This window comes from Thermovenabulum sp., assembly GCF_049701175.1.
Taxonomy (GTDB): domain Bacteria; phylum Bacillota; class Thermosediminibacteria; order Thermosediminibacterales; family Thermosediminibacteraceae; genus Thermovenabulum.
This window is the reverse complement of sequence record NZ_JBNATW010000043.1, coordinates 1-14,081: the sequence shown is the minus strand read 5'-3', so window position 1 is coordinate 14,081 and position 14,081 is coordinate 1. Positions and strand designations below refer to the sequence as shown.

12 protein-coding genes and 1 tRNA gene are annotated in these 14,081 nt (G+C 37.0%); all 13 read left to right on the top strand.

Translation table 11 applies throughout. The features are described 5' to 3' along the window. Window positions 1–161: 161 nt before the first annotated feature. Complete coding sequence (locus ACPLVF_RS11365; protein ID WP_424907945.1) at window positions 162–1,373, top strand: NAD(P)-dependent malic enzyme; 1,212 nt, start codon at window positions 162–164, stop codon at window positions 1,371–1,373. Window positions 1,374–1,405: 32 nt separating this feature from the next. Continuing rightward, complete coding sequence (locus tag ACPLVF_RS11360; RefSeq protein WP_424907944.1) at window positions 1,406–2,251, top strand: fumarate hydratase; 846 nt, start codon at window positions 1,406–1,408, stop codon at window positions 2,249–2,251. A 14-nt stretch (window positions 2,252–2,265) separates the two neighbouring features. Further along, window positions 2,266–2,823, top strand: coding sequence for a Fe-S-containing hydro-lyase (locus tag ACPLVF_RS11355; RefSeq protein WP_424907943.1), 558 nt, complete (start codon window positions 2,266–2,268; stop codon window positions 2,821–2,823). Between the two features lie 104 nt (window positions 2,824–2,927). After that, the gene (gene sspI / locus ACPLVF_RS11350; RefSeq protein WP_424907942.1) at window positions 2,928–3,140 is read left to right on the top strand and encodes a small acid-soluble spore protein SspI; all 213 of its coding nucleotides are present in this window, start codon (window positions 2,928–2,930) and stop codon (window positions 3,138–3,140) included. A gap of 126 nt (window positions 3,141–3,266) precedes the next feature. Further along, on the top strand, window positions 3,267–5,294 hold the full coding sequence (locus ACPLVF_RS11345; protein WP_424907941.1) for a sigma 54-interacting transcriptional regulator: 2,028 nt from the start codon (window positions 3,267–3,269) through the stop codon (window positions 5,292–5,294). Window positions 5,295–5,519: 225 nt separating this feature from the next. Continuing rightward, window positions 5,520–6,914, top strand: coding sequence for a Na+/H+ antiporter NhaC (gene nhaC, locus ACPLVF_RS11340; RefSeq protein WP_424907940.1), 1,395 nt, complete (start codon window positions 5,520–5,522; stop codon window positions 6,912–6,914). 16 nt (window positions 6,915–6,930) lie between these two features. Next, on the top strand, window positions 6,931–8,103 hold the full coding sequence (iadA, locus tag ACPLVF_RS11335; protein WP_424907939.1) for a beta-aspartyl-peptidase: 1,173 nt from the start codon (window positions 6,931–6,933) through the stop codon (window positions 8,101–8,103). Window positions 8,104–8,286: 183 nt separating this feature from the next. After that, window positions 8,287–8,679: a 4Fe-4S binding protein gene (locus ACPLVF_RS11330; RefSeq protein ID WP_424907938.1), complete on the top strand. Its 393-nt coding sequence runs from the start codon at window positions 8,287–8,289 to the stop codon at window positions 8,677–8,679. A 19-nt stretch (window positions 8,680–8,698) separates the two neighbouring features. Further along, a complete protein-coding gene (locus ACPLVF_RS11325; protein ID WP_424907937.1) occupies window positions 8,699–10,867 on the top strand; it encodes an aldehyde ferredoxin oxidoreductase family protein in 2,169 nt (722 codons plus the stop codon). A gap of 41 nt (window positions 10,868–10,908) precedes the next feature. Next, complete coding sequence (thiS, locus tag ACPLVF_RS11320; protein ID WP_424907936.1) at window positions 10,909–11,106, top strand: sulfur carrier protein ThiS; 198 nt, start codon at window positions 10,909–10,911, stop codon at window positions 11,104–11,106. Window positions 11,107–11,310: 204 nt separating this feature from the next. Further along, the gene (locus ACPLVF_RS11315; RefSeq protein ID WP_424907935.1) at window positions 11,311–11,478 is read left to right on the top strand and encodes a hypothetical protein; all 168 of its coding nucleotides are present in this window, start codon (window positions 11,311–11,313) and stop codon (window positions 11,476–11,478) included. An 84-nt stretch (window positions 11,479–11,562) separates the two neighbouring features. Then, window positions 11,563–11,649, top strand: a tRNA-Leu gene (locus ACPLVF_RS11310). Between the two features lie 244 nt (window positions 11,650–11,893). Further along, a complete protein-coding gene (locus ACPLVF_RS11305) occupies window positions 11,894–13,924 on the top strand; it encodes a methyl-accepting chemotaxis protein (RefSeq protein ID WP_424907934.1) in 2,031 nt (676 codons plus the stop codon). Window positions 13,925–14,081: the final 157 nt, after the last annotated feature.

Genomic DNA, 14,081 nt, shown 5'->3' with positions numbered 1-14,081 from the left:
TGGCAGGGGTTATAGGTACTGCTATTGTTGCAGGTGTACTGCTTTCATTATATGGGTAATAAGAACTAGGACTACAAAAAATAACAATGTTGCTATATATTAAAATAAATACAGATTAAATACAGATAAATAAAGAATTATATTTCTGGGAGGTATATTACGTGAATATAAAAGAAGAAGCATTGAAACTTCATGAGGAAAACCGGGGGAAGATCGAAGTCACTTCAAAAGTCCCATTGAGGGATTTTAAAGACTTGAGTCTTGCATACACGCCGGGGGTTGCCGAACCCTGCTTGATGATAAAGCAGGATCCAGAGCTGGTGTACAGGTACACATGTAAGGGTCGAATGGTGGCTGTTGTGACTGATGGTTCTGCGGTACTAGGTCTAGGAAATATAGGTTCTTTAGCTGGTATGCCTGTAATGGAGGGCAAAGCGTTGTTGTTTAAGGCCTTTGCAAATGTAGATGCGTTCCCTATTTGCCTTGCCACTCAAGACGTGGACGAGATAGTCAATACTATAAAAAGTATAGCTCCGACCTTTGGCGGTATTAATTTAGAGGATATTTCTGCACCGCGATGCTTTGAGATAGAAAAGAGATTGAAACAAGAGCTTGATATACCGGTTTTTCATGATGATCAGCACGGTACTGCAGTGGTAGTGCTGGCCGGAGTTCTCAATGCATTAAAAATTGTAAAAAAAGACTTAAAAGACGTAAAAGTAGTAATAAGCGGTGCTGGAGCCGCCGGAGTGGCAATAACAAAACTTCTCCTTAAAGCAGGGGTAAAGGATATTATAGTTTGTGACAAAAAAGGTATCATTTATAAAGGTCGGGAAGACCTGGATTTTAGCAAAGAAGAACTTTCAGAAATAACAAATAAGAGTGAAGTAAAAGGTAACCTTGCAGATGCTATGAAGGGAGCAGATATTTTCATAGGCGTTTCTGGGCCTGGGGTTGTAACAAAAGACATGGTAAAAACTATGGCAAAAGACCCCATCGTCTTTGCAATGGCAAATCCTATACCTGAAATTTTCCCGGATGAGGCAAAAGAAGGTGGGGCAGCAGTGGTAGGCACAGGTCGATCAGATTTTCCAAACCAGATAAACAATGTGTTGGCATTTCCTGGCATCTTTAGGGGTGCTCTTGAGGTTAGAGCGAGGGAGATAAACGAGGAGATGAAGCTGGCAGCAGCTCATGCTATAGCTTCACTTATAACAGATGAAGAACTTTCACCCGATTACTGCATACCGAGAGCCTTAGATAAAAGAGTAGCAGCTCATGTTGCATGTGAGGTTGCGAAAGCTGCTATGAACACGGGAGTTGCGAGAACATACATTGATGCTGAAAAACTGAAAGAATCGATGCTCACATGAACTAACCCAAGTTTTTTAAGGAGGGCTTTATTGTGAGAAATATAAAAGCTGAAATTATAAAAGAAGCTGTAAGGGATCTTTTTATAAAGGCAAATTATGTTATAAGTATGGACCTTTATAAAAAACTTTTAGATGCAAAAGAACGCGAGGAATCAGAAATCGGCAAAAATGTACTAGAACAGATTATAAAAAATGCTGATATAGCTAAAGAGGAAAATATAGCAATCTGCCAGGATACAGGAATGGCTGTGCTTTTCGTCGAGCTTGGACAGGATGTTCATATTGTAGATGGTGATTTTAATGAGGCAATAAATGCCGGGGTAAGGGAGGCTTACGAACAGGGTTATCTGAGAAAATCGGTGGTGGTAGACCCGCTATTTGACCGTAAAAATACAAAGGACAATACGCCCGCCATTGTTTATGTCGAAATTGTGAAAGGTGACAGGATTAGGTTGATAGCGGCACCTAAAGGATTCGGCAGTGAAAACATGAGTGCTTTAAAGATGCTAACACCCGCGGAAGGGGTAAAAGGTGTAAAAGATTTTGTGGTGGAAACAGTGCTAAAGGCTGGTCCCAATCCTTGCCCGCCTATAGTAGTGGGTGTGGGAATAGGGGGTACTATGGAAAAGGCTGCTCTTCTGTCTAAAAAGGCTCTACTCAGACCTCTTGACCAGCGACATCCTGATGAAAGATATGCAAGCCTGGAAAAGGAAATTCTTGAAATGATAAACATGTCAGGGATAGGACCCGGAGGTCTTGGTGGGAGAATTACAGCACTTGCGGTAAATATAGAATATTATCCTACACACATAGCAGGGCTTCCTGTAGCAGTAAATATATGCTGCCATGCTAATCGTCATGCAGAAACCGTTATTTAAAAGGGGGAGAAAGAATGGGCGATATTATTAGCATAAGTGCTCCTCTTACTGAAAGAGAAGTAAGGAAATTGAGGGCTGGTGACAATGTACTGATAAATGGGATAGTCTATACTGCAAGGGATGCAGCACACAAAAGAATGATTGAAATGATAAAGAAAGGTGAAGAGTTACCTGTGAATTTAAACGGTCAAATAATATATTATGTTGGGCCTGCTCCTGCTAAGCCGGGTTATGCTTCTGGACCTGCAGGTCCCACTACAAGCGGTAGGATGGATTCCTATACTATTCCCTTGCTTGAAATCGGCCTTAAGGGTATGATAGGTAAAGGGTCACGATCCCATGAAGTAATAGAAGCCATGAAGAAATACGGTGCTGTTTATTTTGGTGCTGTGGGAGGAGCAGCCGCACTTATAGCCAGGAGCATCAAAAAAGTAGAAGTTGTAGCATTCGAAGACCTTGGTACAGAAGCTATCCATCGTTTCTACGTAGAGAATTTCCCAGCAGTTGTGGTTATCGATTCGGAGGGAAATAATCTATACGAGATTGAACCTTTTAAGTATAGGCGAATATAAAAGCAGGCGTTAATATGCCTGCTTTTTTTGTATTAAGTTGTTTATAGAAAAATTAATTTATTGGGTAAAATAAAAAAGAAAAATCAAAAAAAGGAGGATGGTGCATGCAATTTGACATAAGAAACCTTGTGATGAAAAACCTTGCTGGCAGCACACGTGAAGAAGTTGAAGGCTATATTAGAGAAACAATAGAAGAAAAAGAAGATGATGCCCTTCCTGGGATGGGTGTTTTATTTGAGGTTGTATGGAAAAAGTCAACAGACGAAGAAAAGAAAAGTATAATGGATAAAATAATGAGCGAGATAAATAAAAGATAACTTATAAGCTCCTGAAAAAAGGAGCTTTTTTAATGTTTTGAAGGAATTAAAGATGCCATTGCAGAATAAAAATAAGTAAAAAATTAATTCATGTAAGATTTGTTTTGATTTAAGGAGAATTGTGCAATGAAGAGTATAACATTAATAACCAAGGGCAAAAATACCTGTGAAGCCTTAGAACGCCAATTAAAAGATTTAATAGGGGATAAGGTTAAAATAAGAAGTTTTTATGTTGATGGCAATATAAAGGATAATATTACGGATAATTTAATTGTGATTTCAAGCAAAATAGTTTATAATGAGGCAAAAAAATATGTAAATCCTGAATGCCCTGTTATTATAGCGCGACGGTCTTTAAATTATCATGAAATAGATAAACTACTGGAAATTCCAGCAGGAACCGATGTTCTTTTAGTTAATGACCTTTTGAATACTACCTTTGAAACAATCTCTTTATTAAAGGCATTGGGTATAGACCATATAAACTATTTTCCTTATTATCCAGAGATAAAGGAATATCCAAAGCTAAAGATAGCGGTTACACCCGGTGAACTGGAGCTAATACCGGATTGCGTGGAGAAAGTAATAGATATAAAGACCCGAAATATAGACTTTACTACCCTTGTAGAAATTTTGAAGGCTCTTGAACTACTGGACGAAAAAGCAAATCTCCTTTCGGCAAGATATATTAAAGAAATAATCGATCTGATAAAAAGAATAAAACATATGGCTGATTTAAACAGCAATATGAAAAAACAGCTTCAAACAATCATAAATACCGTTCATGATGGAATCATAGCAATGGATGAGCAAGAAAATTTGACAGTATTTAATCCTATTGCAGAAGAAATATTTGGCGTTTGCAGCGAAGAAATGATTAATAAAAATTTAAAAAATACATCGGATGGAAGAGAAATTCTATCAGTGCTTAAAGGTGATTATGCCGGCGGAGAAAAATTTGTTAAAATAAACGATAAATATGTAGTCATAAACAGTTCGGAGATAAAAGAAAATCATAAATCAATTGGCACTGTATATACAATAAAGGATGTAACCGAAATCCAACGGCTTGAAGAAGAACTCCGCAGGAAACTGCGCAGTCATGAACACTTTGCTCGCTATACTTTTGACAATATAGCTGGGATCAGTGAAATTATTAAAGAAACTAAGGAACTGGCAAAGAAGATAGCTAAATCTTCTTCTCCTATATTGATTCAAGGGGAAAGCGGGACAGGCAAAGAGCTTTTTGCTCAAGCAATTCATAATGCATCTCCAAGGAGAAGGGGACCATTTGTAGCTGTGAATTTTGCAGCATTACCAGAAAGCTTATTGGAAAGCGAACTTTTCGGATATGAAGAAGGAGCCTTTACTGGTGCAAAAAAAGGCGGAATGCCTGGTCTTTTTGAACAAGCTCATGGTGGGACTATTTTTTTAGACGAAATAGGAGATGCTCCTTTATCTTTTCAGGTAAGACTTTTAAGGGTGTTGCAAGAAAAACAGATCCGCCGCATAGGCAGTTCCAAGGTAATTCCTATAGATGTAAGGGTGATTTCTGCGACTAATAAAGATTTAAAAAAGCTGATAGAAAATGGTGAATTCAGGGAAGACCTTTATTATCGACTGAATGTCCTGCCATTACGACTTCCTCCGTTAAGGGAAAGAAAACATGATATTTTAGAACTTGCTGAAATATTTTACAATGATTTTTTTAAAGGAAAACCTTTGATAAAAGCAAAAGATTACTTTGAGAAAATAAAAAATGTGTTTTTAAAATATGACTGGCCGGGTAATATCCGGGAGCTTCAAAATGTGGTTGAGTATTTAGTAAATGTCTCTCCAGATAAGATTCCTGATTGTTCAATTTTACCTGAGGAATTGCAAATAAAGGAAGAACAATGGTTTGAAGTTGTTGAGGATAGAAAAAAGGACGATGATGCAATAAAAATATTACGGGAGATTGCCTGTGCTAATAAAGAAGGTCGGCCAATAGGTCGTAGATCCCTTTCAAGAAAAACTGGGATACCAGAGAGCAGAGTGAGAAAAATAATAAATGAGATGATAAAAAATGGTTTAATTAAAGTAAACAGAGGGGTCAAAGGCATAGAAATACTTTCAAAAGGTATTGCACAAATAAAGTCTATTACATTTAATTAAACATTAGAAGTCTGTTTTTATAGTATTAAAAAGGGATAAAGGGATTAAAAGGGTGAAAAAGGGAGAAATCTAATCTTCCCTTTTATTTTTTTTAAAAATTTTTCTATTTTATAACACGAGAAAAATCCGAGTTTAAATTTAATACTGACAAATGACTAACCTGGCACAAATATTGCAAAAAAGTTTTTATTGAAAAATAATTAATTAATAATTGGGGGGATGAGAATGAATCAAAAAACCAAAAGGCAACCTTCCTTAGGTATTTCACTTTTACCGATTATTTTTGCTATCGTTCTTCTGGTGTACGGAGTTGGAATCCTCCGAGCAAATGCAGCCATCATGCTCCTTTTAATTTCCATGTTTGTTACATTTATTAGCGTATTTTATCTTGGTTATTCGTGGGAAGAATTATTAAACAATGGCATCAGGCCTACTATTGACAGAGCAATGGGAGCAATTCTTATATTGATGATGGTGGGTCCACTGGTAGGTGCCTGGCTAATTTCTGGGACAATACCCTACTTTATTTACCTCGGTCTTCAAATTTTGAGCCCCAAAACGTTTCTTGTTTCAGCTACTATACTTTGTTCAATATCTTCAATTATGACTGGAACATCCTGGGGAACTGCTGCAACCTTAGGGGTCGCGCTGATGGGAGTAGCTTATGGTTTGGGGATACCACTCGGCATTGCAGCAGGTGCTATAGTGGTGGGTTCTTACCTTGGGGATAAATTGAGTCCTATTTCTGATACAACCATTTTAGCAGCAGCAACTGCGGAAGTAGACATTTTTGATCATATTAAATCTATGTTATGGACTACTTTACCAGCTTTTATTATATCTCTTATAATTTATCAGATTTTTAGTTTTAAAATATCTGGAAATATTGATTATACAAAGATAAACCAGTTGCTAGATGGTATCGCCGCAACATTTAGACTTAATCCGGTACTTTTGCTGCCTCCGATTGTTGTATTTTATTTGTCCTATAAAAAGGTTCCAAGCATACCTGCATTATGGATTGGTACTGTAATTGCTATGGTATTAGCATTAACGGTCCAGGGTGCCGGTTTTAAAGAAGTAATTACTGCAATGTATAGCGGCGGCAATTTTAAAACACCCATTCCCGAGTTAGATAAACTTTTAAATCGTGGCGGAATTACAAGTATGGTATCTTCTATAGCAACGGTTTTTATGGCATATATCTTTGCAGGTGAAATGGAGTATACAGGAATGCTTGGGAAAATCCTCGATACTATTAAAGATTCCTTCATAAAAGGGAAAGTGGGAAATCTTATACTGTCTACTTCGTTAACGGGTATTATTACAGGTCTTGTTACTGGCAATTCATATCTCAGCATAATTGTTCCTGGAAGAATATACCAACCTGTTTTCAAAGAATACAAAATAAAGTTAAATGTTCTTTCGAGAACTACTGAAGATTCGGGAACTGTAGTAGTTCCGCTGATACCTTGGAGTGCTGCAGGTGTTTATATGACGGCAACCTTAGGAGTACCAACGCAATCTTACGCTCCATGGGCAATTATGTGTTATCTCGGGTTTATTATCGCATGGATTTACGGCTATACCGGTAAGGCCATATGGAAAGAAAAAAATTAAACCGGAGGTGCATGAATTGTTTAAAATTTTAAAAGGTGGGAGATTATTTTCACCAGAAGACATGGGTAAAAAGGACATTTTAATTGCGGGAAGTATTATAGCAAATATTGATGAAAACATCTCTCCGTGCCAAAGTTTCGGAGAGCTGGAGGTAATAGATGTAAAGGGGAAATATGTGGTACCCGGTTTTATCGACCAACATGAGCATATTATAGGTGGTGGTGGAGAAGGTGGATTTGCATCCCGCACACCGGAGGTGATGCTGAGCGATATAACAAGTGCAGGCATTACAACTGTTGTGGGTTGTTTGGGCACAGACGGCACCACTCGCCACATGTCTTCTCTCCTTGCTAAAGCAATGGGGCTTGAATCAGAGGGAATTTCTGCGTACATATACACCGGATGCTATCAGCTACCCACCCCAACAATAACCGGGAGTGTAAGAGATGACATCATTTTAATACATAAAGTGTTAGGGGCGGGGGAAATTGCAATATCCGACCACCGCTCTGCCCAGCCCAGTAAAGAAGATATAAAAAAACTTGCTTCAGAGGCAAGGGTTGGGGGAATGCTCAGCGGAAAGGCTGGAGTTGTCCACCTCCACGTTGGTGACGGAAAAGAAAAACTGGGCATGATTTTTGAAATAATTGAAGAAACGGAAATACCCATAACTCAGTTTACACCTACGCATATTAATAGAAATCCAAACCTTTTGGAAGATGGCATAAGATTTGCAAAAATGGGCGGAATAATAGACATTACATCCAGTGTAGGCCCTGTGGGCAAGGAAGAAAAATCGATAAAACCTTCGAGGGCCATAAAATACTGTATTGAAATGGGAGTCCCTGTAGAAAATATTACTATGAGTTCTGATGGAAATGGCAGCATGCCGATTTTCGATGAAAAAGGAAATTTTATAGGGCTGACAGTCGCAAAACCCTACTCCCTTTACAAAGAGTTCAAAGACCTCGTCTTTAAAGAAGGATTATCCCTTACCGATGCATTAAAGATTATTACGCAAAATCCTGCGAAGTCTCTAAAAATATATCCGAAAAAGGGGACACTGCAAAAAGGAAGCGATGCAGATATAGTCGTTTTGAATGAAGATTTGGATATTGAATATGTATTTGCAAAAGGAAGATGCATGGTAAAAAACAAAGAAATAATTGTAAAAGGGAACTTTGAGTAAAGCTTAAGGCCTCTATGATTATAAATCATGGAGGCTTTCTTTAATTTTTAAAAAAATATATTAAAAACCGGAAGGAAATTTTTAATATTTGTAGTATTTAATACAATATAGAATTTTATTATATATTTTTTACTGACTGGACCACCCAGTATCCTAATTATTAACAACTGGAGGTGAAGATTAATGAAAATTGTAAAGACAAAACCCGAACTTTGCACCGGATGCGGTGCTTGTATGCTGGCGTGTTCAAAAACCCTTCATAAGGTAGAAGATGCCAAAAAGTCTGCTATAAGGGTAATCGAAAAAAAGGAAGAACCCGGCAAATTTGATATCATCGTATGCAACCACTGTGGTGAATGTGTACCCGTCTGCAATACTGAAGCCCTTTACTTTGCACCTAACGGTGCAGTAAGAATTGATCCTAAGAAATGTGTAGGTTGTTATATGTGCGTGGGCTTTTGTCCCACTATGGCAATGACCGTACATCCCGAGATAAATGAACCGATAAAATGTATCGCCTGCGGTGCGTGCGTAAAAGCATGCCCGACCGGTGCAATTTATATGGAGGAAAAATAATTAAAAAGGGGGGTCTTTTATGACCGCAAATATCAAAGAATTAAGAAATGCACATAAATTACTTGCAAAATTGGAATATCAACCTTTTAAGGTTGATAAAGGTTATACAAATCATTCTCTTTACGTAAACTTAACGGATAAAACCTTTGAGATAAAGCCGGTTACCGAACAGATGAAGGAAATATTTATCGGTGGAAGGGGATTTGGGCTTTGGTATTTGTGGAATGCGGTAAAAAGCACCACAAAATGGAATGACCCTGAAAACGAAATAATAATTTCTTCAGGGCCTATCGGAGGAATTACCCAATATCCAGGTGCAGGAAAATCTGCAGTCGTTACTCTTTCTCCTTTGACAGGCTGCCCAATAGACTGCAACGTAGGAGGATACTTTGGGCCACTTTTGAAATTTTCGGGTTTTGATGCTCTTGAAATTCAGGGCAAAGCCGAGAAGGATGTAATTATTTTTATAGATGGCAATAAGGGGCTTGTTACAATCGAAGAAGTCCCCGATAATTTTGAATATTACGATACCCATCAATTAGCCGAAGTTTATACAGAAATGTTTGCAGATGATGAATTCGACAAAAGGAATGTATCAGTGGTCTCATCAGGACGCGGTGCTGAAAACACATTAATCGGTATGCTCAATTTCTCCTTCTACGATGTAAAAAGGAAAGCTGTTCGTGTAAAACAAGCGGGTAGGGGTGGAACTGGCACAGTATTTAGGGATAAGAAGATTCGGGCCTTAATAGTAAAATACAAAGGTGTAACAGGTGATTCAAACGCTCCTGCTGACAAACAAAAATTGATAAATGCCGGACTTAGACTCCATAGAGAAATATATGAGCTCGATAAATTGCAAAACAGGATGAGAGAGGTTGGTACTGCCCATCTTGTAGAAGTTATGAACGACTACGATCTTTTGCCTGTAATGAACTGCCAGTACGGGTCACATCCCGATGCAGTAAAATTGAGCTCTGATGTATTTAAAGAAAAATTCTTCACCCAAGGAATGCCCGACGGCTGCTGGTACGGCTGTTCAATGGCATGCGCAAAGGCAGTTGATAACTTTGAATTAAAGACAGGTCCCTATAAGGGTCAAAAGGTAGTTGTAGATGCGGCGGAATACGAGACAATAGCAGGCGTAGGTTCAGACTGCGGTATTTTTGATCCCGAATATGTTGTTGAGGCAAACTTCTACTGCGATACCTACGGAATTGATACAATTTCCTTTGGAAATATTATTGCTTTTGCAATGGAGTGTTATGAAAGAGGAATCATTGATAAAGAAGTAACCGGGGGATTGGAGCTGAAATTTGGCAATAAAGAAGCTGCCTTAGAAGTGTTGCATCAAATGGCAAGGGGAGAAGGCTTCGGAAAGATCGCTGGTATGGGCGTAAAAAGAATGAGAGAATACTTTGTTGAAAAATTGGGTGCAGACCCGAAATTCTTAAGGGATATAAGCCTTGAATGCAAAGGATTGGAGTACTCACACTACGTCAGCAAAGAATCGCTTGCTCAACAGGGCGGTTACGCATTGACCAATAAAGGTCCGCAGCACGATGAAGCCTGGCTCATATTTATGGATATGGTCAATAAGCAGATCCCGACCTTCGAAGATAAAGCTGAAGCTCTGCATTACTTCCCACTCTTTAGGACATGGTTCTCACTAAATGGACTTTGCAAACTGCCTTGGAACGATATTGAACCTGCAGACAATGCCTATCAGCCCGAACCCAATAAGGTGCCCGAACACGTAAGAAACTATGTCGAAATATTCAACGGGGTAACCGGAAAGAACATAACAAAGGAAGATATAATAAAGCAGTCAGAGCGAGTATACAATTTCCAGAGAATATTCAACCTAAAAATGGGCTACGGAACGAGAGAATACGATATGCCGCCTTATCGTTCGATGGGTCCCGTTACCATTGAAGAATACGAATCCAGGAAGGAAAGATACGATAAACAGCTGAAGGATTTAGGCTATGATATTGAAGGAAAGACAACGGAAGAAAAACTGAAGATGCTGAGGGAATATAGAGAAAATCAATACCAGCAGCTTGTTGATGCTGTTTACAAGAGACGCGGATGGACAAAGAATGGTGTTCCTACCATTGAAAAGGTTAAAGAACTCGGCATTGATTTTCCGGAAGTAATTGAGCTCATAAGCAAATACCAGGATTAATAAGTTAAGTCTTTGCTAAAAGAAGGAGGAGGAATCGCAGCATGATATGGGTAAATAAAGAAGAAATGGAATACGAAGAGGGGATGACAGTAGAAGATGTTCTCAAAAAGAAAAAATATACTTACAGATTAATAACGGTAATAATAAACGGAGAAGTGATACCAAGAGACAAATATTCTACTCACAAGATAAAAGACGGGGATAAAATAGATGTCATTCATATAATGAGCGGTGGATGATAAAAAGGGGGCATTATGCCCCCTAAAATTGGCATTATGCCCCCTAAAATTTCATTATAAATAAAATTAAGGTAGGTGAAACGGATGAGGGCCGATGCGTCTCCATGGTTCAAATTCTACGCTAAGGAAAAGGGCGGAATAATGCATATAAAAAAACATATCAATATACATGGATGATGAAACGCCTTTTATGCACCGTCAAGTTTGACGGGAAAACCGGAAGACATTGATAATTATGTTGAAGTGAGAATAGATGACGATATAATCGTTTATATTAATAAAGAAATTTTGGAAAAAATAAAGGGAGAAAAAGAATTAAAATTTATTGTTCCAGAATACGGGTGGCAGCATTTGACTTTCTTAGAAGAATAATATGAATAAAAAAATTCTTTTATTGTGGTTGACAGATTAATATATCATAAGTATAATAAATAATGTCAATTGAATTTGAAAGCTGCAGGGATGGTGGAACTGGCAGACACGCTACTTTGAGGGGGTAGTGGAGATTTCTCCGTGTGGGTTCAAATCCCACTCCCTGCACCAGAAAAGACGCGGTTTCCAAAAGGAAACCGTTTTTTTATTTGGTTTTTATTAGAGATATTCAATCCTTTATAAATCTTGATTAAAATGCAAAAATATGGTATTAATTAAAAAGTGATGGAAAATACTGTAGAAAAATGTAAAGGAAGGGGGTTATACACGAAATAGCAAGAAAATTTCTAAATAAAAATAATTATCTGATTAAATATAAAAATATCAAATTATATAAAAAGGGGAGAAATAATAAATGAACAAAAAGATGAAGCTAAATTCGGTAAAATTTAAAATCAATATTCTTCCTATAGTGATACTTTTGATATTTATTTTGATTGTAGGCATAGCTACAACTCAAATAATAAAAAATAAAATGATTGCTCAAATGAAGGAAGAAGGTTTTAACCTTGCAAATCATATAGCACATCAAATTGAAAGCACCTCTATGGCTATGGATGTAATTAATGCCACCATTGAAAATAAGATAAAAGAAACTGCCAATTTAGTAATACAAAATTCAGGGAATTTGAATAATGATTTTTTAATCAATTTAGCTAAAGCGTTAAATGTAGATGAGATTAATGTGGCTGACAAAAATGGCAAAATAATATATTCTAATTTAAAAGAAAATATTGGTTATGTTTATGATGAAAATCATATAGCTCAAAAACTGCTTAAAGGTGAAATGAATGAATTAATGGAAGAAATCCGAAAAAGTACGGTTTCTGAGAATTACTATAAATACGGATATGTTAAGACTCCTGATGGCGGTTTTATTCAAGTAGGTATACTTGCTAATAATATTCAGAAATTAATGGACCAAGTTAATTATCAAAAATTGGTAGAAAATATTGCTTCTAATAAGGGTATAGTTTATGCACTTATTTTGGACAAACAGGCAAAGGCTATAGCGCATAGCAATAAGGAAAGAATCGGAAAGGTATTTGATGATGAAGGGAGCAGAACTGCTGCTATTGAGGGCAAACCATATTTTTCTACATATTATTACGAGGCTGCAAAGCAAACGGTTTACGATGTGCTCGTGCCCCTTTTTGTTAATGGGGAGCACATAGGAGCTGTTGATGTGGGGCTATCAATGGAAAGTGTAAATAATTCTATTAAAAGTGCCGTTATTTTGATTTTAGCATTATTCCTTATTGGTTTATTGATGGTAGGGGCAGTTTTATACAGCAATTCAGCATCGATAGTAAAAACCTTGAATTTTGCAAAAAACCATATTGAAAAATTAGCAGAGGGAGATTTTACAGCGAGTATTCCTGGTAAGTATTTAAACATTAAAGACGAAGTAGGAATGATTATTTCAGCTATAAATAATTTACAAGAAAGCTTCAAGTCTATTGCATCATCCATTAAAAAAAGTTCAGATACACTTTTTTCAAATGCAGAAAGTTTAAGTGCGGCTTCTCAAGAAATCGCGGCATCAAGCTCGGAAGTGGCTAAGACCATACAGGAAATTGCGAACGGTGCAACTAATCAGGCTTCAGATATAGAAGAAATAATAGGACTTATCAGGAATATTACTGGAAACCTTGATAAGGTTTATGAAAAACTTAGAAAAGTTAAGGATAATTCAGACAATACCGAGAAAGTTGCAGATATAGGGAAAAAAGAAATTGATAATTTAATAGAAATAATTCGGAACATACGAACATCCTTTGAAAGTGTAGAAAAGAATATTGAAACATTAACTGTGTCAATGGGGCAGATTGGAGAAATCACCGAAATAATAAACGGCATAGCTGAACAGACAAATTTACTAGCATTAAATGCTGCGATAGAGGCAGCGAGAGCAGGCGAAGTAGGAAGAGGGTTTGCAGTTGTAGCATCTGAAATCAGGAAGTTAGCAGAGGAATCAAAAAATTCTTCTAACAGGATTAAAGATCTGTTGACGGGTATTGAAAAAGAAACCAATGATGTAGTAGTAACATCCAAAGATGTTGCAGAGATGTTGAAAAACCAGATTGTTTCTGTTGAAAATACGATAAAATCCTTTGATGATATATTGAGTGCTGTAAAAGACATGGCACCCCTTATAAAAGACACGTTTGAGGCTTTGGACGATACAGTAAAATCGAAAGATTTAGTTGTAAGTAGGACAGACAGCATAAAGGAGGTAATAGAGGAGACAGCGGCCTCAGCAGAAGAGATTTCAGCTTCTGCTGAAGAGTTAAGTGCATCTACGGAAGAGATAGCAGCGACAGCCCAGGGGTTGACAAATATTGCAAAAGAATTATCAGACAATATAAGCAAATTCAAGATTTAAAAAATAGAATAGAAAGGAGCCTAATAGTTAATGTAGGCTCCTTTTTTTGTTTTAATAAATAATCATATGTTATATATAAAATCAAGAATATTTAAATATTTCTAAAAAAAAAAAAAAAAAAAAAAAAAAAAAAAAAAAAAAAAAAAAAAAAAAAAAA

Excerpts from the sequence above, each read along its gene's own strand:
- ACPLVF_RS11355 (WP_424907943.1), top strand. The coding sequence starts at position 2,266 with ATGGGCGATATTATTAGCATAAGTGCTCCTCTTACTGAAAGAGAAGTA.
- sspI (WP_424907942.1), top strand. The coding sequence starts at position 2,928 with ATGCAATTTGACATAAGAAACCTTGTGATGAAAAACCTTGCTGGCAGC.
- ACPLVF_RS11345 (WP_424907941.1), top strand. The coding sequence starts at position 3,267 with ATGAAGAGTATAACATTAATAACCAAGGGCAAAAATACCTGTGAAGCC.
- nhaC (WP_424907940.1), top strand. The coding sequence starts at position 5,520 with ATGAATCAAAAAACCAAAAGGCAACCTTCCTTAGGTATTTCACTTTTA.
- ACPLVF_RS11330 (WP_424907938.1), top strand. The coding sequence starts at position 8,287 with ATGAAAATTGTAAAGACAAAACCCGAACTTTGCACCGGATGCGGTGCT.
- ACPLVF_RS11325 (WP_424907937.1), top strand. The coding sequence starts at position 8,699 with ATGACCGCAAATATCAAAGAATTAAGAAATGCACATAAATTACTTGCA.
- thiS (WP_424907936.1), top strand. The coding sequence starts at position 10,909 with ATGATATGGGTAAATAAAGAAGAAATGGAATACGAAGAGGGGATGACA.
- ACPLVF_RS11305 (WP_424907934.1), top strand. The coding sequence starts at position 11,894 with ATGAACAAAAAGATGAAGCTAAATTCGGTAAAATTTAAAATCAATATT.